We start from the raw sequence: 19,133 nt of genomic DNA, 5'->3' as shown, positions 1-19,133 counted from the left end.
GTCTGAGTGTCAGTGACCGGACTCGTCGAGGAGTCCAGGATCAGGCGCCGGTGCCGTAGACGAGGGGGGCGACGAAGCCGATCAGGGCCAGCGCCTCGGCGAGGGCGAAGCCGAGGAAGGCGTAGGTACGGGTCAGGCCGGCCGACTCGGGCTGACGGGCGGTGGCCTGGATGTACGCGGCCCAGACCAGACCCACACCGATGCCGGGGCCGATCGTGGCGATGCCGTAGCCGACCGAACCGATGCTGCCGTTGATCTCTGCGAGTACGTCCATCATCGCGGGGTGTTCCTCCTGTGTCGTCGCCCGGTGGACACCGGGCGGCTGGCGGGGCCGTGCAGGTGGTGCAGGTCGTGCGGGTGGTGCAGTCAGCAGGATCGTCGCAGGTCGCCCGCTCGCGGCGAGCGGCGACCCCGTCGATCCGGGGATGCCGAGGTCAGTGCGCGGCCTCGACCGAGCCGTTGAGGTAGGTGCCCATCAGCATCGTGAAGACGTAGGCCTGCAGGAAGATCACCAGCAGCTCGAAGAAGGTCATCACGATCGCCATCAGCGCCGACAGCGGCCCGAAGACGGCCGAGAAGTTGCCGACGGTGAGCAGGTAGGTGGCTCCCAGCGCGAACGTCACCAGCAGCATGTGGCCGGCGAACATGTTTGCGAAGAGCCGGATCGCCAGCGTGAACGGCCGCACGATGAAGTTCTGCAGCAGCTCGAGCGGGGTGATCAGGACGTACATCGGCTTGGGCACGCCGGGCAGGAAGGCGATGTCCCGGAAGTAGGGCACGAACCCCTGGTTCTTGATGCCGACCGCGATGTAGACGACCCAGCAGATGAGCGCCAGCACCAGCGGGAAGGCGAACCGCGACATCGGGGAGATCTGCGCGAACGGGATGATCGCCATCAGGTTGTTCGCCAGGATGAAGAAGAAGAGCGAGGCGAGGAACGGCGCGAACGGCAGGCCCTTGGGCCCGACCACATCACGGGCGATCCCGTCGCGGACGAACGAGTAGCCGCTCTCCCCGAGGTACTGGAGCTTCCCCGGCACGATCTGCGGGTTGCGGACCGTGGCGACCAGGAAGGCGATCATCGCCGCGGTCGCGATCCACAGCAGCAGCGTGATGCGGGTGATCTCGAACTCGACGCCGAGGATCGAGAACTGGAAGAGCGCCTCGGGGAAGAACTCACCGAGGCCGGGGGGCACGAAGCCGCCACCGGGGTCGCTCTCCACAGCGAGCACGTCGCCGAGCGCGTGGGCGCTGGAGGTCACCGTCGTCCCTTCTGCGTCCTGGGCTGGCTCCGTCGTCCGCCCGGGGTGGTGCCGGTGCGCTGCCCGGGGACCGGGTCGAGCGCGCCGTACTTCTTGACCACAACGTAGATGGCCACCGTCACGCCGAGCAGCACGCCTACCGGCAGGAAGAAGATCGTCTCCAGCCACCGGTCGAGCAGCCACCCGACCCCGCCCCACACGGCCATCCCGGAGATCATCGTCCCGGTGACCGCCCAGCCCATGTCCGCCCCACTGGGCTGACGAGCGGGGCTCGCGGGTCGTGGTCGGGCTTCCCCGCGAGCGGGCAGGTCCTCGGCCATCGCGACGGAGACTATCAGCCGCGTGTCGGGGCCTCGCCGGGTCCGCTGCCCGGCCCACCTGGGGCCCCACCCGGCGGTGCGGGTGGCGGAACGTAGTAGAGCTGCCGGGTCCACACCCACCGCAGCTGCACCCCGCTCCACAGCAGCGCCCCGGCGACCACCGTCCAGGCCATCACCCGGCGGTCCGGCCAGCCGTCCTCCGGCAGCCCCGTCAGCAGGGGGAAGAGCAGGACGGCCTTGAGCCCGAAGGTGCCCAGCGCGGCCGGCAGCGTCCAGGTGTCGTCGACCCGGCCGGCCCAGCCGACCACCGCCCCGGAGACGCAGAAGAAGAAGGTGACCACCGCGCTGCCGAGCAGCACGGTCAGCGCATCCGCCCAGCTCAGCGCGATGCCGACGACCAGCGCGGCGACCGCGGCCAGCACGCTGGTGGCCAGCACACCGATCCGCAGGAACGACAGGTCCCACGGCACGGCCGACCGGCCCGGGGACGGGGCGGTCACCGGCGCACCCCCGCCGGCGGGGCCGTGCCGGCCCGCGTGGGCACCGCGTCGGGCTGCGTCGGCACGACCTCGGCCGCGCCCCTCCCCCGCGCCGCGCGGGTCGCGGGGTGAGCGGTGCGGCTGCGCTCGCGCATCGCGGCGAGCTCGGCCTGGCGGGCGGCGATCGCGGCCCGCCGGGCGCGCGGGCTGAGGACGACGACCACCCCGACGACCAGCAGCGCACCGATCACCACGAGCACCTCGACGGTGCCGCCGGTGATGGACAGCGCGACGGCGCCGAAGCTCAGCAGGGCGGCCCAGAAGTACATGATCAGCACTGCCCGGCGGTGCGAGTGACCGATGGACAGCAGCCGGTGGTGCAGGTGCATCTTGTCCGGCGCGAACGGTGACTGCCCGCGCATGCTGCGCCGCACGACGGCCATGACCAGGTCCATGAAGGGGATGAAGAGCACCGCGACCGGCACCAGCAGCGGGAGGGTCAGCGGTAGCAGGCTGGCCGCGGAGCCCAGCGTCTGCGAGTCGGTCTGCCCGGTGGCCGAGACCGCGGCCGCGGAGAGCATCAATCCGACCAGCATCGACCCGGAGTCGCCCATGAAGATCCGCGCCGGGCTGAAGTTGTGCGGCAGGAAGCCCAGGCAGGCGCCGGCCAGGACGGCGGTGATCAGCGCGGGGGCGCTGGAGACGTCGTCGTAGCCGATGTAGCCCAGGTGGTAGCTGTAGGCGAAGAACGCCAGGGCCGCGATCGCCGAGACACCTGCGGCCAGGCCGTCGAGGCCGTCGATGAAGTTCAGCGCGTTGACCGTGAGCACGGTCAGCAGCACGGTGGCCGGCACCCCGACGTCCGGGCCCAGCGAGAGGGTGCCGATGTCGGCCACCGGCAGGAACACGTAGGCCAGCTGGACGCCCAGCAGGACCATCACCCCGGCCGCGGCGATCTGACCGGTGAGCTTGGTGAGCGCGTCGAGGCCGAACCGGTCGTCGAGCACCCCGAGCAGGCAGATCAGCCCGCCGGCGACCAGCACGGCCACCGTCTGCGAACTGAACTCGAAGCTGCGTTGCAGCGACGGCAGCTGCGAGGCGACCAGCACGCCGGCGGCCACCCCCAGGTACATCGCCACTCCCCCACCGCGAGGCGTGGGGATGACGTGCACGTCGCGGTCGCGGACCGCCGCCATCACCTTGAAGCGGACCGCCGCCACCCGCACCACGGGGGTCGCCAGGAAGGTGACCAGGCCCGCGGCGAGCAGGACGACGGCGTACTCGCGCATGCGATCAGCGGACCGTCGTGTGCGTTCCGGACGGACGGGTCATCGCGGTGCACTCCAGAGCGGTGGTGGGACGTCGGCGCCCGCAGCGCCCGGGGCGGGGCACGCGGCTGACACGCCACGGTATCCCGTGCCCGCGCCCCCACCCCTGGCAGACAGCTGTGAACTGCGCTCGCGTCCGGCCCGCTAGTCGGTGACCTCGGGCACGACCTCGCGCAGCCGCTCGACGTCGATGGCGCCGTGCCGGAGCACCCGCGGGGTCGGCGCGGTGCAGTCGACGATCGTGCTCGCCGCGCTCCCGGTCCGCGGCCCGGCGTCGAGCACCACGGCGGCGTGCTCGCCCAGCTGGGCCATCGCCTCCTCCGCGGTGGTCGCCGCCGGCCGGCCGGAGCGGTTGGCGCTGGAGACCGCCAGCGGGCCGGTGCGCCGCAGCAGGTCGCGGGCCACGTCGTCGTCGGGCAGGCGGACCGCCACCGTGCCCTCCGCGTCGCCGAGGTCCCACGCCAGCGAGGGCGCGTGCTCGACCACCAGGGTCAGCCCGCCCGGCCAGAACGCCTCGGCCAGGGCGTGGGCGACCTTCGGGACGGTCACCACCAGGCCGGCCAGGGTGGACGCCTCACCGATGAGCACCGGTGTGGGCATGCTGCGACCGCGGTTCTTGGCGGCCAGCAGCCGGGTGACGGCCGCCGGGGTGAAGGCGTCGGCGGCGACGCCGTACACCGTGTCGGTGGGCACGAGGACGAGCTCACCGCGCGAGACGGCGACCGCCGCGGCGGTCAGCCCCTGCTCGCGCTGCTCGGGGTCACTGCAGTCGAAGACGTCGGGCACGAGTGCGCAGTCTGCTCCACCGCACGTGGCCCGCCGCGAAGAGGTGGACTCCGACTACCTGGCGGGGTGGTGCCCGGTGCGCTGAGCCGTGGCGTAGCGCGGCCGGCCGGCGAGGTCGGCGTGGTCGGCCACCTCGGTCCAGCCGCCGTGCGCGCGGACCAGCGCCGGCAGCGACGCCCCCTGCTGGTCGGCGTGCTCGATGGCCAGCCACCCGCCGGGCCGCAGCAGGCGGGCCGCGGTGTCCAGCAGGCCACGGACGACGTCCAGACCGTCCGGGCCGCCCCACAGCGCCAGCGGCGGGTCGTGGTCGGCGACCTCCCGGGGCAGCCCGGCGCCGTCGGGCACGTAGGGCGGGTTGGAGACGACGACGTCGACCGCGCCGTCGAGCTCAGTGAGCAGCCGCGGATCGGTCATGTCACCGGCGCGCACGTCGACCGGGGCGTCGCCGGCGGCGGCCCGGGCACGGGCGTTGTGCCTGGTCCACTCGATCGCCCCCGCGTCGCGTTCGACGGCGACGACGCGCGCTCCGGGGTGCTCGTGGGCGACGGACAGCGCGATCGCCCCCGAGCCGGTGCCCAGGTCGACGACGAGCGGCGCATCCCGACCGGCGATGCGGTCCAGCACCCAGCCGACGATGAGCTCGGTCTCCGGGCGGGGCACGAACACCCCGGGCCCGACCGCGAGCTCCAGGTGCCGGAAGGGAGCGGTGCCGGTGAGGTGCTGCAGCGGCACCCGGTCGGCGCGGAGCCCGACCCACCCGGCGAACCGGTCGGCGGCGGCCGCCGACACGTCGCCGGCGGTGAGGAGCCCGGCCCGGGACGTGCCCAGGACGGCGGCGAGCAGCAGCTCGGCGTCGACCCGCGGCGACTCCACCCCCGCCTCGGCGAGCCGGCGCGCCGCGTCGGCGAGCAGGGTGCGGGCGGCGGTCAGGAGCCGGCCGCCAGCAGCTCGGCGGTGTGCGCGGCGGTGAGCGCGTCGATCACCGGGTCCAGCTCGCCGTCCAGCACCTGGTCGAGGTTGTGCGCCTTGAAGCCGACCCGGTGGTCGGAGATCCGGTTCTCCGGGAAGTTGTAGGTGCGCACCCGCTCGCTGCGGTCGACGGTGCGGACCTGGCTGCGGCGGGCGTCGCTGGCCGCCGCGTCGGCCTCCTCACGGGCGGCGGCGAGGAGCCGGGAGCGCAGCACGCGCAACGCGGACTCGCGGTTCTGCAGCTGACTCTTCTCGTTCTGCGAGCTGACCACGATGCCGCTGGGCAGGTGGGTGATCCGCACCGCGGAGTCGGTGGTGTTCACGCTCTGCCCGCCGGGGCCGGAGGAGCGGAAGACGTCGATGCGCAGGTCGTTCGGGTCGACGCTCACGTCGACCTCCTCGGCCTCGGGCAGCACGAGCACGCCCACGGCGGAGGTGTGGATCCGCCCCTGGGACTCGGTGACCGGCACCCGCTGGACCCGGTGCACGCCGCCCTCGAACTTCAGCCGCGACCAGACAGCCTCGGTCCCGCGCGCCTTGATCGCCACCGCGACGTCCTTGTAGCCGCCCAGCTCGGCGGGCACGGCGTCGAGCACCTCGGTGGACCAGCCCTGGCGCTCGGCATAGCGCAGGTACATGCGGAGCAGGTCCCCGGCGAAGAGCGCCGACTCGGCGCCCCCCTCGCCCGCCTTGATCTCGAGGATGACGTCCTTGTCGTCGTCGGGGTCCTTCGGCAGCAGCTGCTCGGTGAGGCGCTGGGTCAGCTCGGTGACGCGGGTCTGCAGGGCCTCGGCCTCGGCGGCGAAGGAGGCGTCCTCCGTGGCCAGCTCCCGTGCAGCGGACAGGTCGTCGCCGGCGGCGTCCAGCGCGCGGGCGGTCTCCACCACCGGGGCGAGCTGGGCGTAGCGACGGCCCAGTCGGCGGGCGCGTGCGGTGTCGGCGTGGACCGCCGGGTCGGCGAGCTCCAGCTCGAGCTCGGCGTGCTCGCTGAGCAGCCCGGCCAGCCGGTCGCTGCCGGTGTCACTGCTGCTCACGCACACGCTCCTGCGAGGAGGGCAGAAATGGCCATTTATGCCCGGGCTGGGTCCGGACATGACGACGGCGCCCGCCCCGCCCCGGTGCGGGGCGGCGCGGGCGCCGTCGGAGGTGCTACTTCTCGGCGCCGGTGGCGCGCTTGCCGAACCGCTTCTCGAAGCGGGCGACGCGGCCACCGGTGTCCAGGATGCGCTGCTTGCCGGTGTAGAAGGGGTGGCAGGCGGAGCAGGTCTCGACCGTCAGCGTGCCGCCGGGGGCGGTGCTGCGGGTGGTGAACGTGTTGCCGCAACCACAGGTCACCTGGGTGACGTTGTAGTCGGGGTGGATGTCGGCCTTCATGCCGTGCACCCTCTCTCTGGTCTCGGGATCTGGTGGTTCGAACGCCGTCGGGAGGCGGGGCGAGCCCCCGACGGCGGAGGCTCGATCGGCCAGTGTACGGCCATGGGGAGGTGCCGGAGCGGCCCCGCCCTACTCCTTGTCGCCGACGCCGAGCGTCGTCTTCTGCACCTGCATGAGGAACTCGACGTTGTTGCGGGTCTTCCGCATCCGGTCGAGCAGCAGCTCCAGCGCCTGCTGGGGCTCCAGCGCCGACAGCACCCGGCGCAGCTTGATGACGATCGCCAGTTCGTCGGGCGAGAGGAGGATCTCCTCCTTGCGCGTGCCCGAGGCGTTGACGTCGACGGCCGGGAAGACCCGCTTGTCCGCCAGCCGGCGGTCGAGCTTGATCTCCGCGTTACCGGTGCCCTTGAACTCCTCGAAGATGACCGTGTCCATCGTGGAACCGGTCTCGACCAGCGCCGAGGCGATGATCGTCAGCGAGCCGCCGTTCTCGATGTTGCGGGCGGCGCCGAGGAACCGCTTGGGCGGGTACAGCGCCGTGGAGTCGACACCGCCGGAGAGGATGCGCCCGCTGGCGGGGGCCGCCAGGTTGTAGGCGCGTCCCAGCCGGGTGATCGAGTCCAGCAGGACGACGACGTCGTGGCCCATCTCGACCAGGCGCTTGGCCCGCTCGATGGACAGCTCCGCGACCGTGGTGTGGTCCGCCGGCGGCCGGTCGAAGGTGGAGGCGATGACCTCGCCCTTCACCGACCGCTGCATGTCGGTGACCTCCTCGGGCCGCTCGTCGACGAGGACGACCATGAGGTGGCACTCGGGGTTGTTCGTGGTGATCGCGTTGGCGATCGACTGCAGCACCATCGTCTTGCCGGCCTTCGGCGGGCTGACGATCAGCGCCCGCTGCCCCTTGCCGATCGGCATGACCAGGTCCATGACCCGGGTGGTCATCAGGTGCGGCTCGGTCTCCAGCCGCAGGCGGTCCTGCGGGTAGAGCGGGGTGAGCTTGGTGAAGTCGGGGCGGTTGCGGGCCTGCTCGGGGTCCATGCCGTTGACGGAGTCGAGGCGGACCAGCGCGTTGTACTTGTCCTTGCGCTCCCCCTCGCGGGGCTGGCGGACGGCGCCGGTGATCGCGTCACCGCGGCGCAGGCCGTACCGGCGCACCTGGGACAGCGACACGTAGACGTCGTTCGGGCCGGTCAGGTACCCGGAGGTGCGGACGAACGCGTAGTTGTCCAGCACGTCGAGGATGCCGGCGACCGGCAGCAGGACGTCGTCCTCGCTGACCGCGGGCTCGCCCTGCTCGAACCGGTCACGCCCGCCGGCCTGGCCGCCACGGCGGTTGCGGTCGCGGTAACGACGACCGCGGCGGCGGCCGCTGCCCTCGAAGTCGTCGTCGTCTTCGTCGCTGCGGACGTCGTTGCGGTCGGTGCGCTCGTTGCCCCGGGTACCGTCACGCTGCTCGGCGCGGTCGTTCCGGTTGCGACCGTTGCGGTTGCCCCGCTCGTCGCGGTTGCCCCCGTCGTTGTCGCGGTCGTTGCGATTGCGACCGCCGCGCTCCTCGCCGTCCCGGCCCCCGTCGGAGCGGGCGGCCCGGTCCTCGCGGTTGCCCCGGTCCTCGCGGGTCGCCTCGCCGTCCCGGTCCGCGCGGTTGCGGTCGCGGTTGCGGCTGGGGCGCTCACGCTGCGGGCGCTCGCCCTCGGTGCCACCGTCGGCCGGGGCGGTCTCCGCGGCCGGGGCGGTCTCCGCGGCCGGGGTGCTCTCCGTGACCTGGGCGGTCTCTGCGGCCGGGGCGGTCTCTGCGGCCGGGGCGTCGGCGGTGCCCGCTTCCGGAGCCGCGTCGCCGCCGGCCGGCGCACCGGCGGGACGGCTCGCCGCACGCCGGCGCCGGCCCGTCGGGGCCGCCTCGACAGGATCGGCGTCGGCGGTGGTGACCGGCCCGCCGTTGGCGCCGCCGCTGACGGGCGCCTCGAGGGGGGCCGCCGAGGTGGCGGCCCCGCCGTCGGCGCGGGGCGCCGGGACGGCCGGGCTGTCGGTGGTCCGGGCGTCGCCGCTCTGGGCGTCGCCGCTCTGGGCGTCGCCGGCCGGGGTCCCGCTCTGCGGCGGGGACGCCGGTGCACTCACCTGGCGCTCGGAGATGGCGGCGACCAGGTCGCTCTTGCGCATCTTCGCGGTGCCGGGGATGCCCAGCTCACCGGCCAGGCGCTGCAGCTCGGGGAGCAGCATGCCGGACAGCCCGCTGCCGCGACGGCGGGAACGGGGAGCCGTTCCGGCGCCGGCAGCTGCCTCGTCCGACGGGGCCGCGTCGCGCGCGCCGTCGATGAGGTCGGAGGTCTCGCTCACGTACAGGTCCTTCCCTGCGGTGACCTGCGCCTACCAGCGCAGGAGGTGACCCGGTCCCGGGGGCGGCAGGAGCCCGGAGGCTCGTGGCGACCATGCGGAGGCGTCGGGTCTGTGGATGCGGGCCGAGGATCGAGGAGACGATCACCGAGAGAGGGTCATCCGTCTGCAACGTCCCGCGTGAGGCTCGCCCGAGGGCGGCTACGTCGTCAGCCTAGATGCCGGCCGACTCACGCCACAACACCGGCTGCCACCAGTGTGTTCCCGGGCATCACAACCGTACCGCACGCCCCGTCCCGTGGACGACGGCGCCGTCGCCGTCCACCGACAGGGGCATGCAGCGCCACCCGTTCGGGGTGTGCCCGGCCAGTGCGTCGACCGCCTCGGGGCCGGGTGCGAGCACCAGCACGCACGGCCCGGCGCCGGAGACGACCGCGGCGTGCCCGTCGGCACGCAGCCGGGCGAGCAGAGCGGCGCTGTCGGGCATCGCGGGGGCTCGCTGCGCCTGGTGCAGCCGGTCCTCGGTGGCCTCGAGCAGGAGGTCGGGGGCGGCGGTGAGCGCGTGCACGAGCAGCGCGGCGCGGCCGGCGTTCACGGCGGCGTCGGCGTGCGGCACGGATGCGGGCAGCAGCCCGCGGGCCAGGTGCGTCGAGAGCGTCGCCCCGGGGACGAAGAGCACCGGGGTGACCTGCGGCCGGACCGCCAGCCGCACCGCGCGGGCACCGGCCGGAGTGGTCCAGGACAGGGTCGCCCCGCCCAGCAGGCAGGGCGCCACGTTGTCCGGGTGCCCCTCCAGGGCCGAGCACAGCCGCAGCACCGCGGCCTGGTCGACCTCGGCGACGTCGGGGCACAGCGCCCAGGCGGCGAGCACCCCCGCGGTCACCGCCGCGGCCGAGGACCCCATCCCGCGCCCCTGCGGGATGCCGTTCGTCGCGGACAACCGGAGACCGGGAGGCGACCAGCCGAGCTCCGCGCACGCGGCCCGGAATGCCTGCACGACCAGGTGCGACTCGTCGGTGGGCAGGTCGGCCTCGCCCTCGCCCGCCACGGAGACCGTCAGGCCGCCGTCGGTGACCGCGAGCTCCAGCTCGTCCCAGCAGGTCAGGGCCAGGCCCGCGGAGTCGAACGCCGGCCCGAGGTTGGCGCTGGTCGCCGGGACCCGGATGCGGACGCCGTCAGCCACCGGTGGTGAGGCCCAGCTGGGCGGCGGCGGCCGCGGCGTCGACCGGGACGGTGACCGGGGCGGGTGCGCCCGAGATCGCCCACTCCGGGTCCTTCAGGCCGTTGCCGGTGACCGTGCAGACCACCCGCTGACCGGGCTCGAGCCCGCCCGCCTCGGCGACCTGCAGCAGCCCCGCCACCGAGGCCGCGGACGCCGGCTCGACGAAGACCGCCTCCGAGCGGGCGAGCAGCCGGTACGCGGCGAGGATCGCCCGGTCGGTGACCGCGTCGATCCGGCCGCCGGACTCGTCACGGGCGGCCAGCGCCTTGGTCCAGGACGCCGGGTTGCCGATCCGGATGGCGGTGGCGATGGTGCTGGGCTGCTCGACGACCCGGCCGGTGACGATCGGCGCCGCGCCGGCCGCCTGGAAGCCCCACATCCGCGGGGTGCGGGTGGCCGGGCCGTCGGCGGCGTACTCGCGGTAGCCCTGCCAGTAGGCGGTGATGTTGCCGGCGTTGCCGACCGGCAGGCAGTGGACGTCGGGGGCGTCGCCGAGGACGTCGACGATCTCGAACGACGCGGTCTTCTGACCCTCGATCCGGTACTGGTTGACGCTGTTGACCAGGCTCACCGGGTAGTCGATGGCCAACTTGCTCGCCAGCGCCAGGCAGTCGTCGAAGTTGCCCTCGACCTGCAGCAGCTTGGCCCCGTGCACCAGCGCCTGGGCGAGCTTGCCGGTGGCGATCTTCCCCTGTGGCACCAGGACGGCGCAGACCAGCCCGGCGCGCGCGGCGTAGGCGGCGGCGCTCGCGCTGGTGTTGCCGGTGGAGGCGCAGATGACCGCCTGCGCGCCCTCCTCCAGCGCCTTGGTGATCGCCATGGTCATCCCGCGGTCCTTGAACGACCCGGTGGGGTTGGCGCCCTCGACCTTCAGGAACACCTCGCACCCGGTGCGGCGGGAGAGCTCGGCGGCGGGCAGCAGCGGGGTGGCGCCCTCCTGCAGCGTCACCACCGGGGTGCTCTCGCTCACCGGCAGCCGGTGCCGGTAGGCCTCGATCAGCCCCGGCCAGTACGGGGAGACCGCTCCCCGGAGTCCCGCAGTGGTCATGACAGGCCCTCCACGCGCAGCACGCTCGTCACGCCGCGGACGGCGTCCATCTCCCGCAGCCGGCTCACCGTCGTCGCCAGGGCGGCGTCCGGTGCCCGGTGGGTCACGATCACCAGGGTCGCGGCGTCGCCGTGCCCGTCCTGCCGGACGGTGGCGATGCTGACCCCCTGGGCGGCGAACTCCTGGGCGACCGTGGCCAGCACGCCCGGCACGTCGGCGACGTCGAGGCTCACGTGGTACCGGGTGGGGGTCTCGGCCATCGGCCGCACGCCCAGCCCGGCGTAGCCCGTGGTGCCCGGGCCGGCGGCGCCGGTCAGCCGGTTGCGGGCCACCGCCACCAGGTCACCGAGCACCGCGCTGGCGGTCGGCTCGCCCCCGGCCCCCTGGCCGTAGAACATCAGCTCGCCTGCGGCGTCGGCCTCGACGAAGACGGCGTTGAACGCGCCGCCGACCGCGGCCAGCGGGTGGGTGGTCGGGATCATCGCCGGGTGCACGCGGACGGCGATCGAGTCGTCCCCGCCGCCGTCGGCGGCCGGCACCCGCTCGCAGATCGCCAGCAGCTTCACCGTGCAGCCGATCTCCGCGGCCCGGGCGACGTCGCTGGCCGAGACCGCGGCGATCCCCTCCCGGTACACGTCGGAGGCGCGCACCGGGGAGTGGAAGGCCAGCGAGGCGAGGATGGCGGCCTTCGCGGCGGCGTCGAACCCGTCGACGTCGGCGGTCGGGTCGGCCTCGGCGTACCCGGCCTCGGTCGCCTCCGCCAGCGCCTCGCCGAAGCCGGCACCGGTCTCGGCCATCCGGGACAGGATGTAGTTCGTCGTGCCGTTGACGATGCCGACGACGCGGCGCAGCTGGTCACCGGCGAGCGACTCGCGCAGCGGGCGCAGCAGCGGGATGGCCCCGGCCACCGCCGCCTCGTAGTAGAGGTCGACGCCGGCCTCGGCGGCGGCGGCGTGCAGCGCGACGCCGTCCTCGGCCAGCAGCGCCTTGTTCGCGCTGACCACCGACTTGCCGGCGCCGATGGCGGCCAGCAGCAGGGTGCGGGCCGGCTCGATGCCGCCGATCACCTCGACCACCAGGTCGACGTCGTCCCTGGTGACCAGCGCCTCGGCGTCGGTGGTGAGCAGCTCGGCGGGGACTCCCGGGTGCCGGTCGGGGCGGCGGACGGCGACGCCGGCCACCTCCACCCGGCGGCCGACGCGGGCGGCGAGATCGTCGGCCTGCTCGGACAGCAGCCGCAGCACCGCAGTGCCGACCGTGCCACAACCGAGGAGGGCGACCTTCAGGGAGTCACTCACGAGCGGGCTCCAGCGGGGTGCTCGGGGGCCGGCTGATCGATCGCCGGCGAGGGGGCGGGGACGGACGCGAGGACCGCGTCGAGGGCGAACACGTCGGCCAGTGTCTGCCGCCGGACGATCTCGGTGGCGGCGCCGTCCCGGACGGCGACGACGGGCGGCTTGAGCAGGTAGTTGTAGTTGCTCGCCATCGACCAGCAGTAGGCGCCGGTGGCGGCGACGGCGAGCAGGTCGCCGGGCTGCACGTCCGAGGGGAGCCACAGGTCGCGGACCAGCACGTCGCCGCTCTCGCAGTGCTTGCCGACGACGCGGCACAGCGCCGGCGCGGCGGTGGAGGTGCGGTTGGCCAGCACGCAGGTGTAGGAGGCGTCGTAGAGGGCGGTGCGGATGTTGTCGCTCATCCCGCCGTCGACCGAGACGTAGTTGCGCACCAGCGGGGCACCCGGCGTGCCGCTGGAGCCCAGCCGGACCGGCTTGATGGTGCCGATCTCGTACAGCGTCACGGTGCCCGGCCCGGCGATGGCCCGCCCCGGCTCCACGGCCAGCCGGGGCACCGGGAGCCCCAGCTGGGCGCACTCGGCGGCGACGACGGTGCGCAGCTTGGCCGCGACGTCCCCGGGGGTGACCGGGTCGTCCTCGGGCAGGTAGGCGATGCCGAACCCGCCGCCGAGGTTCAGCTCGCCGAGCACCTCGCCGGTGGCCTGGTGCACCTGCCCCAGCAGGCCGACCACCCGGTGCGCGGCGGCCTCGAAGCCGGCGGTGTCGAAGATCTGCGAGCCGATGTGGCTGTGCAGGCCGGCCAGGTGCAGCGCCGGCTCCCGGATCACCCGGACCGCGGCGGTCAGCGCGTCGCCGGTGGCCAGCGAGAAGCCGAACTTCTGGTCCTCGTGGGCGGTGGCGATGAACTCGTGGGTGTGCGCCTCGATGCCGACGGTGCTGCGGATGAGCACCGGCACCGGCGTGCCGCCGGCGGCGACCCGGGCCTCGGCCAGCGGCACCAGCCGCTCGATCTCGTCGAAGGAGTCGAGCACCACGTGCCCGATCCCGGCGTCGACGGCGAGCTGCAGCTCGACCAGGGACTTGTTGTTGCCGTGCAGCGCGATCCGCTCGGCGGGGAAGCCGGCGGCCAGCGCGACGGCGAGCTCGTTGCCGCTGCAGGCGTCCAGGAACAGCCCGTCGTCGGCGATCCAGCGGGCCACCTGCCCGCACAGGAACGCCTTGGACGCGTAGTGCACGTCGGCCGGCAGCTGCGGGTCGGCGAAGGCGGTGGCGAAGTCCGCGGCCCGGCCGCGGAAGTCGCCCTCGTCCAGCACGAACAGCGGGGTGCCGTGGTCCCGGGCCAGCTCGGTGACCGGCCGGCCGCCCAGGTGCATCTCGCCGTCGACCCGGGTCGCCGAGCGCGGCCAGACGTGCGGGTCGAGCGCGCCCAGGTCGGTGGGCGGGGCGCCCGCGGCGGGGGGCGGGGTCAGCGTGCCGTGCAGCGGACCGGCCGGGTGCGCCCTCACATCCGCTCCGGCGCGGAGACCCCGAGCACGTCCAGGCCGTTGCGCAGCACCGTGGCGGTGGCCGCGCACAGCCACAGCCGCGCGGTGGTCACCGGGGTCGCCTCCTCGTCGCCGCGGGGCAGCACCCGGCAGGAGTCGTAGAACCGGTGGTAGGTGCCGGCCAGCTCCTCCAGGTAGCGGGCCACCCGGTGCGGCGCGCGCAGCTCGGCGGCCGAGGCGACCACCCGGGGGAAGTCGCCGAGCGCGCGCAGCAGGTCGCCCTCGCGGGGGTGCGCCAGCGCGGCGGGGTCGACGTCGCCGGCCTCGCCCAGCGTCAGCCCCAGGTCGGCCGCTCCGCGCAGCACCGAGGAGATCCGGGCGTGCGCGTACTGGACGTAGAAGACCGGGTTGTCGTTGGTCTTCCGGGTCCACAGGTCGATGTCGATGTCGATCTGCTGGTCGACCGAGGCCCGGGCCAGCGCGTAGCGGGCGGCGTCCACGCCGACCGCCTCGACCAGGTCGTCCAGGAGGACGACGGTGCCGGCCCGCTTGCTCATCCGCACCGGCTCGCCGTTGCGCAGCAGGTTGACCAGCTGGCCGATGAGGATCTCCAGGTTGGTGTCCGGGTCGTCGCCGGTGGCCGCGACCAGCGCCTTGTACCGGCCGACGTAGCCCGAGTGGTCGGCGCCGAGCATGATCACGACCTTGTCGAAGCCACGCTCGCGCTTGTCCAGGTAGTAGGCGCAGTCGGAGGCGAAGTACGTCGTCTCCCCGTCGGCCTTGACCAGCACCCGGTCCTTGTCGTCGCCGAACGTCGTCGTGCGCAGCCAGACCGCGCCGTCGGCCTCGTAGACGTGCCCCTGGTCGCGCAGCCGCTGCACCGCCTTCTCCACCGCACCGGAGGAGTACAGGCTCAGCTCGGAGAAGAAGACGTCGTACTCGACGCCGAGCGCGGCCAGCGAGCTGCGGATCTCGGCCACCATCAGCTCGACGCCCCGCGTCCGGAAGACCGGGACCTGCTCCGGCTCCGGCCGCTCCAGCAGCCCCGGCTCGGCGGCCAGCACCTGGCCGGCGATCTCGCCGATGTACTCCCCCGCGTAGCCGTCCTCCGGGACCGGCCGGCCCAGCGCCGCCGCCTGGAGACTGCGGGCGAACCGGTCGATCTGGGCACCGGCGTCGTTGAGGTAGTACTCGCGGGTGACGTCGGCGCCGGAGGCCTCCAGCAGCCGGCCCAGCGCGTCACCGACCGCCGCCCAGCGGGTGCCGCCGATGTGCACCGGGCCGGTGGGGTTGGCCGAGACGAACTCCAGGTTCAGCCGCTGCCCCGCCAGCACCTCGGTGCGCCCGTAGGCCTCGCCCGCGGTCACCACCCGGACGGCGATCTGCCCCAGGGCGTCCTTGGCCAGGGTGACGTTGAGGAAGCCGGGGCCGGCGACGTCGACCGCCGCCACGCCCTCGTGCTCGCGCAGCTGCCCGGCCAGCAGCTCGGCCACCTCGCGCGGCGGCCGCCCGGCCGGCTTGGCCAGCCGGAGCGCCACGTTGGTGGCGTAGTCGCCGTGCTCGGGGTTCTTCGGGCGCTCGATGACGACGTCCTCCGGGACGGCGACGGCGAGGTCGCCGCGCTCCACGGCCGCCGCGACAGCGGACCGGACGACGTCACTGAGCTGCTCGGGTGTCACCCGGCGAGCGTACTGAGCGGCTCGGCGGCCCGGGCCGCACAGGTCAGCGACCTACACTCGCCCCCGCCCGGGCCAGGCCCCGGCAGCGACCTGCGGGGGCACCAGGCGCCCGCGGAGCAGCACCGCAGCGAGGAGAGGCAGTTGGCCAAGGACCCCAAGCCCGGAACCGGTCGCCCGTCCGGCGGCGCCTCCCGCGGGGGGTCGGGGGCCCAGCGGTCCGGCGGGCGCGGGCGCACCCGTCCGCCGGTGAACGTGGTCGCCCCGCAGCGGCCGTGGGGGCTGATCGCCGCGGCGGTCGCCGTCGCGGTCTTCGCCGCCGCCATCCTCACCTACGCCGTCATCACGGTGAACCGGTCCAACGCCAACCGGATCACCTCCGCCGACCAGCTCGAGGGCGTGCAGGTGTTCGACTACGCCGCCGGTCAGGAGCACGTGTCCACGCCGGTGGAGTACAGCGAGACCCCGCCGGTGGGCGGCCCGCACGACGGCGAGTGGGCCGACTGCACCGGCACCGTCTACGCCGAGCAGATCCGGTCCGAGAACGCCGTGCACGCGCTCGAGCACGGGGCCGTCTGGATCACCTACGACCCCGCGGCGATCGGCGACGACGAGCTGTCCACGCTGGAGGACCTGGTCGAGGGCAACGCAGGGCTCATGCTGTCGCCGTTCGACGGCCTGCCCGCGCCGATCAGCCTGCAGTCCTGGAACCACCAGCTGACCGTGGACTCCGCCAGCGACCCGCGGGTCGAGCAGTACATCGACTTCTTCGTCTTCGGCCAGGACGAGGACGGCACCGTCCTCTACCCCGAGCCCAACGCCAGCTGCGAGAACCCGGGCTTCCTGAGCGCCCCCCTCACCGCCGGTGACGCCAGCCGGTCGGCGACCGCAGACGTGCCCACCGACGGCGAGTCCTGACCGTCGTCGACGCCGGCCCGGCGTGCTCCGGACCGGTGCCCCGCTCGCAGCTCACGCACCTGACCCCGAGGTGACCCCGATGGACCCCGACCAGACGATCGACCAGGCCGTCCCCGCCCGGACCCGATCCCGTCGCTGGCTGCCGGCGGCCCTCGTCGCGGTGATCGCGGTGGGGCTGCTGGTCGCCGGGGGCGGGCTGGCCGTGGCCCTGGGCATCGGTCGCACCGACGAGCCCTCGGCGGACTCGGTGTCCGCCGGCTTCGCCCAGGACATGTCCCGGCACCACCTGCAGGCGGTGGAGATGGCCAACCTGGCACTGCAGCGGAGCGAGGACCCCGAGGTGCGGCAGCTGGCGTTCGACATCTCCGCCACCCAGACCGGCCAGGCCGGGCGCATGCGGGGCTGGCTCTCGCTGTGGGGGCTGCCGGCCACCAACCGGGACGTGATGGCCTGGATGGCCGGTGACGGTCACGCCCACCACGCGACGACCGACGGTCGCCCCATGCCGGGCATGGCCACCGAGGAGGAGCTGGCCGAGCTGAGGTCGCTGACCGGCACGGAGTTCGACGTGCGGTTCCTCCAGCTGATGACCCGTCACCACCAGGGCGGGCTCGAGATGGCCGAGTACGGCGAGGAGCACGCCGAGGTCGACGTCGTCCGCGGGCTGGCACGTTCGATCGCGCAGTCGCAGACGGCCGAGACGACGACGATGGTCGACATGCTCCGCGAGCGCGGCGCAGCCCCGCTGCCCTTCTCCTGACCCCGCCCGACCCACCGGCCGCCACCCGGCGCGCGGCTGGTAGCGTCTCTTCCCGGCGCCGCGAGCGGTGCCGGTGGACGAGCCCCCGTAGCTCAGGGGATAGAGCACTGCCCTCCGGAGGCAGGGGCGCAGGTTCGAATCCTGCCGGGGGCACCACGTCCGAACGGCCCTCCCGACCTGATCGGGAGGGCCGTTCGCGTTCCCGGGGGCGGTTCGCGCTCCCGGCGGTGGTCAGCCCTCGGTGACGCGCCCGCCGGCCACCGTCAACCGCCGCGTCGTGTGCACCGCCTCGAGCATCCGCCGGTCGTGGGTCACCAGCAGCAGCGTGCCCGGGTAGTCGGCCAGCGCCTGCTCCAGCTGCTCGATGGCCGGCAGGTCCAGGTGGTTGGTCGGCTCGTCGAGCACCAGCACGTTCACCCCGCGCGCCTGCAGCAGTGCCAGCGCCGCCCGGGTGCGCTCCCCCGGCGACAGCGTGCCCGCCGGGCGCAGCACGTGGTCGGCGCGCAGGCCGAACTTCGCCAGCAGGGTGCGCACCTCGGCGTCCGGCCAGTCGGGCACCTGCCGGCCGAAGGCGACCGCCAGCGGCTCGTCGTCGAGGAAGAGCCCGCGAGCCTGGTCGACCTCGCCCAGCCGCACACCGGGGCCCAGGGCGGCGGTGCCGGCGTCCAGCGGCAGCCGGCCCAGCAGGGCCGCGAGCAGGGTGCTCTTGCCCGACCCGTTGGCGCCGGTGATCGCCACGCGGTCGCCCCAGTCGACCTGCAGGTCGACGGGGCCCAGGGCGAACCCGCCGCGCCGGACGACGGCGCCGCGCAGCGTCGCCACCACGGCACCGGCCCGCGGCGCCGCGGCGATCTCCATCCGCAGCTCCCACTCCTTCCGCGGCTCCTCGACCACCTCGAGGCGCTCGATCCGCCGTTCGGTCTGCTTCGCCTTCGCGGCCTGCTTCTCCGAGGAGGACCGGTTGGCCGCCTTGATGTGCTTGTCGCCGTCCTTGGACTTCTTGATCGAGTCCCGGACGCCCTTGGCCATCCAGTTGCGCTGCATCCGCGCCCGCGACTCCAGCGAGGCCTTGGTGTCGGCGTACTCGTCGTACTCCTCGCGGGCGTGCCGGCGGGCCACCTCCCGCTCGGCGAGGTAGGCCTCGTAGCCGCCGTCGTGCACCCGGACCAGCTGCTGGGCGAGGTCGAGCTCCACCACCCGGGTGACGGTGCGGGCGAGGAACTCGCGGTCGTGGCTGACCAGCACCACCCCGGCCCGCAGCCCGGTGACGAACCGCTCCAGCTGGTCCAGCCCAGCGAGGTCCAGGTCGTTGGTCGGCTCGTCGAGCAGCAGCACGTCGTAGCGGGACAGCAGCAGCGAGGCCAGCCCGACCCGGGCAGCCTGACCGCCGGAGAGCCCGGTCATCGCGGCGTCCAGGGCGACGCCGTGCGCGACGGTGGCCACCACCTCCTCGGCCCGCTCGGCGAGGTCGGCACCGCCCAGGGCCAGCCACCGCTCCAGCGCGTCGCCGTAGGCGTCGTCGGAGCCCGGTGTCCCGGCGGTCAGCTCCTCGGTCGCGGCGTCCAAGGCCTGCTGCGCCGCGGCGACCCCGGTCCGGCGGGCGAGGGCGTCGAGCACCGTCTCGCCGGGGCGCCGCTCGTGCTCCTGGGGCAGGTAGCCCACGGTGGCCGAGGGCGGGGAGAGGACGACGTCCCCGGACTCGGCGGGCTGCTGGCCGGCCAGGGTCTGCAGCAGGGTGGACTTGCCGGCGCCGTTGACCCCCACCAGGCCGACGACGTCGCCGGGGGCCACGACGAGGTCGAGGCCGGTGAACAGGACACGGGCGCCGTGGCCGGCGGCGAGGCCGCGGGCCAGCAGGGTGGCGGACACCCGCACATC

18 protein-coding genes and 1 tRNA gene are annotated in these 19,133 nt (G+C 74.2%); 3 read left to right on the top strand and 16 right to left on the bottom strand.

Annotated features, from left to right (window positions below; translation table 11 throughout):
- Positions 1–40: 40 nt before the first annotated feature.
- From atpE to argS, 15 genes are all read right to left on the bottom strand, one after another.
- Positions 41–274 carry an ATP synthase F0 subunit C gene (gene atpE / locus ACI79Y_RS01390; RefSeq protein ID WP_457156769.1) on the bottom strand — a complete coding sequence of 78 codons (234 nt, stop codon included), beginning with the start codon at positions 272–274 and terminating at the stop codon, positions 41–43.
- Between the two features lie 160 nt (positions 275–434).
- Positions 435–1,262 (bottom strand): F0F1 ATP synthase subunit A, encoded by an 828-nt coding sequence (gene atpB / locus ACI79Y_RS01385; protein ID WP_457156768.1) that lies wholly within the window; start codon positions 1,260–1,262, stop codon positions 435–437.
- A complete protein-coding gene (locus ACI79Y_RS01380) occupies positions 1,259–1,504 on the bottom strand; it encodes an AtpZ/AtpI family protein (protein WP_457156767.1) in 246 nt (81 codons plus the stop codon). Before ACI79Y_RS01380 ends, atpB begins: the two co-directional genes overlap by 4 nt.
- 92 nt (positions 1,505–1,596) lie before the next feature.
- A complete protein-coding gene (locus ACI79Y_RS01375) occupies positions 1,597–2,082 on the bottom strand; it encodes a hypothetical protein (protein WP_457156766.1) in 486 nt (161 codons plus the stop codon).
- Positions 2,079–3,350: a glycosyltransferase family 4 protein gene (locus ACI79Y_RS01370; RefSeq protein ID WP_457156765.1), complete on the bottom strand. Its 1,272-nt coding sequence runs from the start codon at positions 3,348–3,350 to the stop codon at positions 2,079–2,081. Before ACI79Y_RS01370 ends, ACI79Y_RS01375 begins: the two co-directional genes overlap by 4 nt.
- Positions 3,351–3,533: 183 nt before the next feature.
- Positions 3,534–4,175 (bottom strand): L-threonylcarbamoyladenylate synthase, encoded by a 642-nt coding sequence (locus tag ACI79Y_RS01365; protein WP_457156764.1) that lies wholly within the window; start codon positions 4,173–4,175, stop codon positions 3,534–3,536.
- Between the two features lie 54 nt (positions 4,176–4,229).
- Positions 4,230–5,087: a peptide chain release factor N(5)-glutamine methyltransferase gene (gene prmC / locus ACI79Y_RS01360; protein ID WP_457156881.1), complete on the bottom strand. Its 858-nt coding sequence runs from the start codon at positions 5,085–5,087 to the stop codon at positions 4,230–4,232.
- 14 nt (positions 5,088–5,101) lie between these two features.
- On the bottom strand, positions 5,102–6,178 hold the full coding sequence (prfA, locus tag ACI79Y_RS01355; RefSeq protein WP_457156763.1) for a peptide chain release factor 1: 1,077 nt from the start codon (positions 6,176–6,178) through the stop codon (positions 5,102–5,104).
- Between the two features lie 115 nt (positions 6,179–6,293).
- Positions 6,294–6,518 (bottom strand): 50S ribosomal protein L31, encoded by a 225-nt coding sequence (gene rpmE, locus ACI79Y_RS01350; protein ID WP_457156762.1) that lies wholly within the window; start codon positions 6,516–6,518, stop codon positions 6,294–6,296.
- Between the two features lie 129 nt (positions 6,519–6,647).
- Complete coding sequence (gene rho / locus ACI79Y_RS01345) at positions 6,648–8,855, bottom strand: transcription termination factor Rho (RefSeq protein ID WP_457156761.1); 2,208 nt, start codon at positions 8,853–8,855, stop codon at positions 6,648–6,650.
- A 268-nt stretch (positions 8,856–9,123) separates the two neighbouring features.
- Positions 9,124–10,035, bottom strand: coding sequence for a homoserine kinase (thrB, locus tag ACI79Y_RS01340; RefSeq protein ID WP_457156760.1), 912 nt, complete (start codon positions 10,033–10,035; stop codon positions 9,124–9,126).
- Positions 10,028–11,122: a threonine synthase gene (thrC, locus tag ACI79Y_RS01335; protein ID WP_457156759.1), complete on the bottom strand. Its 1,095-nt coding sequence runs from the start codon at positions 11,120–11,122 to the stop codon at positions 10,028–10,030. Before thrC ends, thrB begins: the two co-directional genes overlap by 8 nt.
- A complete protein-coding gene (locus ACI79Y_RS01330) occupies positions 11,119–12,420 on the bottom strand; it encodes a homoserine dehydrogenase (RefSeq protein WP_457156758.1) in 1,302 nt (433 codons plus the stop codon). Before ACI79Y_RS01330 ends, thrC begins: the two co-directional genes overlap by 4 nt.
- The gene (gene lysA, locus ACI79Y_RS01325) at positions 12,417–13,922 is read right to left on the bottom strand and encodes a diaminopimelate decarboxylase (RefSeq protein WP_457140401.1); all 1,506 of its coding nucleotides are present in this window, start codon (positions 13,920–13,922) and stop codon (positions 12,417–12,419) included. Before lysA ends, ACI79Y_RS01330 begins: the two co-directional genes overlap by 4 nt.
- Positions 13,919–15,580, bottom strand: a complete 1,662-nt coding sequence (gene argS, locus ACI79Y_RS01320) for an arginine--tRNA ligase (protein ID WP_457140402.1) — start codon at positions 15,578–15,580, stop codon at positions 13,919–13,921. The genes lysA and argS overlap by 4 nt, the downstream gene beginning before the upstream one ends.
- Positions 15,581–15,826: 246 nt before the next feature.
- Between argS and ACI79Y_RS01315 the strand changes: the two genes are divergently transcribed.
- The 3 genes from ACI79Y_RS01315 to ACI79Y_RS01305 all read left to right on the top strand — a co-directional run bounded on the left by ACI79Y_RS01315 (position 15,827) and on the right by ACI79Y_RS01305 (position 17,411).
- The gene (locus tag ACI79Y_RS01315) at positions 15,827–16,495 is read left to right on the top strand and encodes a DUF3105 domain-containing protein (RefSeq protein WP_457156757.1); all 669 of its coding nucleotides are present in this window, start codon (positions 15,827–15,829) and stop codon (positions 16,493–16,495) included.
- 79 nt (positions 16,496–16,574) lie between these two features.
- Entirely contained in the window at positions 16,575–17,255 is a 681-nt protein-coding gene (locus ACI79Y_RS01310) for a DUF305 domain-containing protein (protein WP_457156756.1), read from the top strand.
- A gap of 81 nt (positions 17,256–17,336) precedes the next feature.
- Positions 17,337–17,411: transfer RNA gene (locus ACI79Y_RS01305), tRNA-Arg, on the top strand.
- Between the two features lie 75 nt (positions 17,412–17,486).
- On the opposite strand, the gene ACI79Y_RS01300 is transcribed toward ACI79Y_RS01305, so the two are convergent.
- Positions 17,487–19,124, bottom strand: a complete 1,638-nt coding sequence (locus ACI79Y_RS01300) for an ABC-F family ATP-binding cassette domain-containing protein (protein ID WP_457156755.1) — start codon at positions 19,122–19,124, stop codon at positions 17,487–17,489.
- Between the last annotated feature and the right edge of the window lie 9 nt (positions 19,125–19,133).

It is taken from the genome of Modestobacter sp. SYSU DS0875 (assembly GCF_054050915.1).
The sequence above is the reverse complement of the archived record's forward strand: the minus strand, read 5'-3'. Positions and strand labels throughout refer to the sequence as shown.

What these genes read in the sequence shown, in the direction of transcription:
- rpmE (WP_457156762.1), bottom strand. Translation starts at nt 6,518, where the DNA reads ATGAAGGCCGACATCCACCCCGACTACAACGTCACCCAGGTGACCTGT.
- thrC (WP_457156759.1), bottom strand. Translation starts at nt 11,122, where the DNA reads ATGACCACTGCGGGACTCCGGGGAGCGGTCTCCCCGTACTGGCCGGGG.
- atpE (WP_457156769.1), bottom strand. Translation starts at nt 274, where the DNA reads ATGGACGTACTCGCAGAGATCAACGGCAGCATCGGTTCGGTCGGCTAC.
- ACI79Y_RS01370 (WP_457156765.1), bottom strand. Translation starts at nt 3,350, where the DNA reads ATGCGCGAGTACGCCGTCGTCCTGCTCGCCGCGGGCCTGGTCACCTTC.
- ACI79Y_RS01310 (WP_457156756.1), top strand. Translation starts at nt 16,575, where the DNA reads ATGGACCCCGACCAGACGATCGACCAGGCCGTCCCCGCCCGGACCCGA.
- ACI79Y_RS01380 (WP_457156767.1), bottom strand. Translation starts at nt 1,504, where the DNA reads ATGGGCTGGGCGGTCACCGGGACGATGATCTCCGGGATGGCCGTGTGG.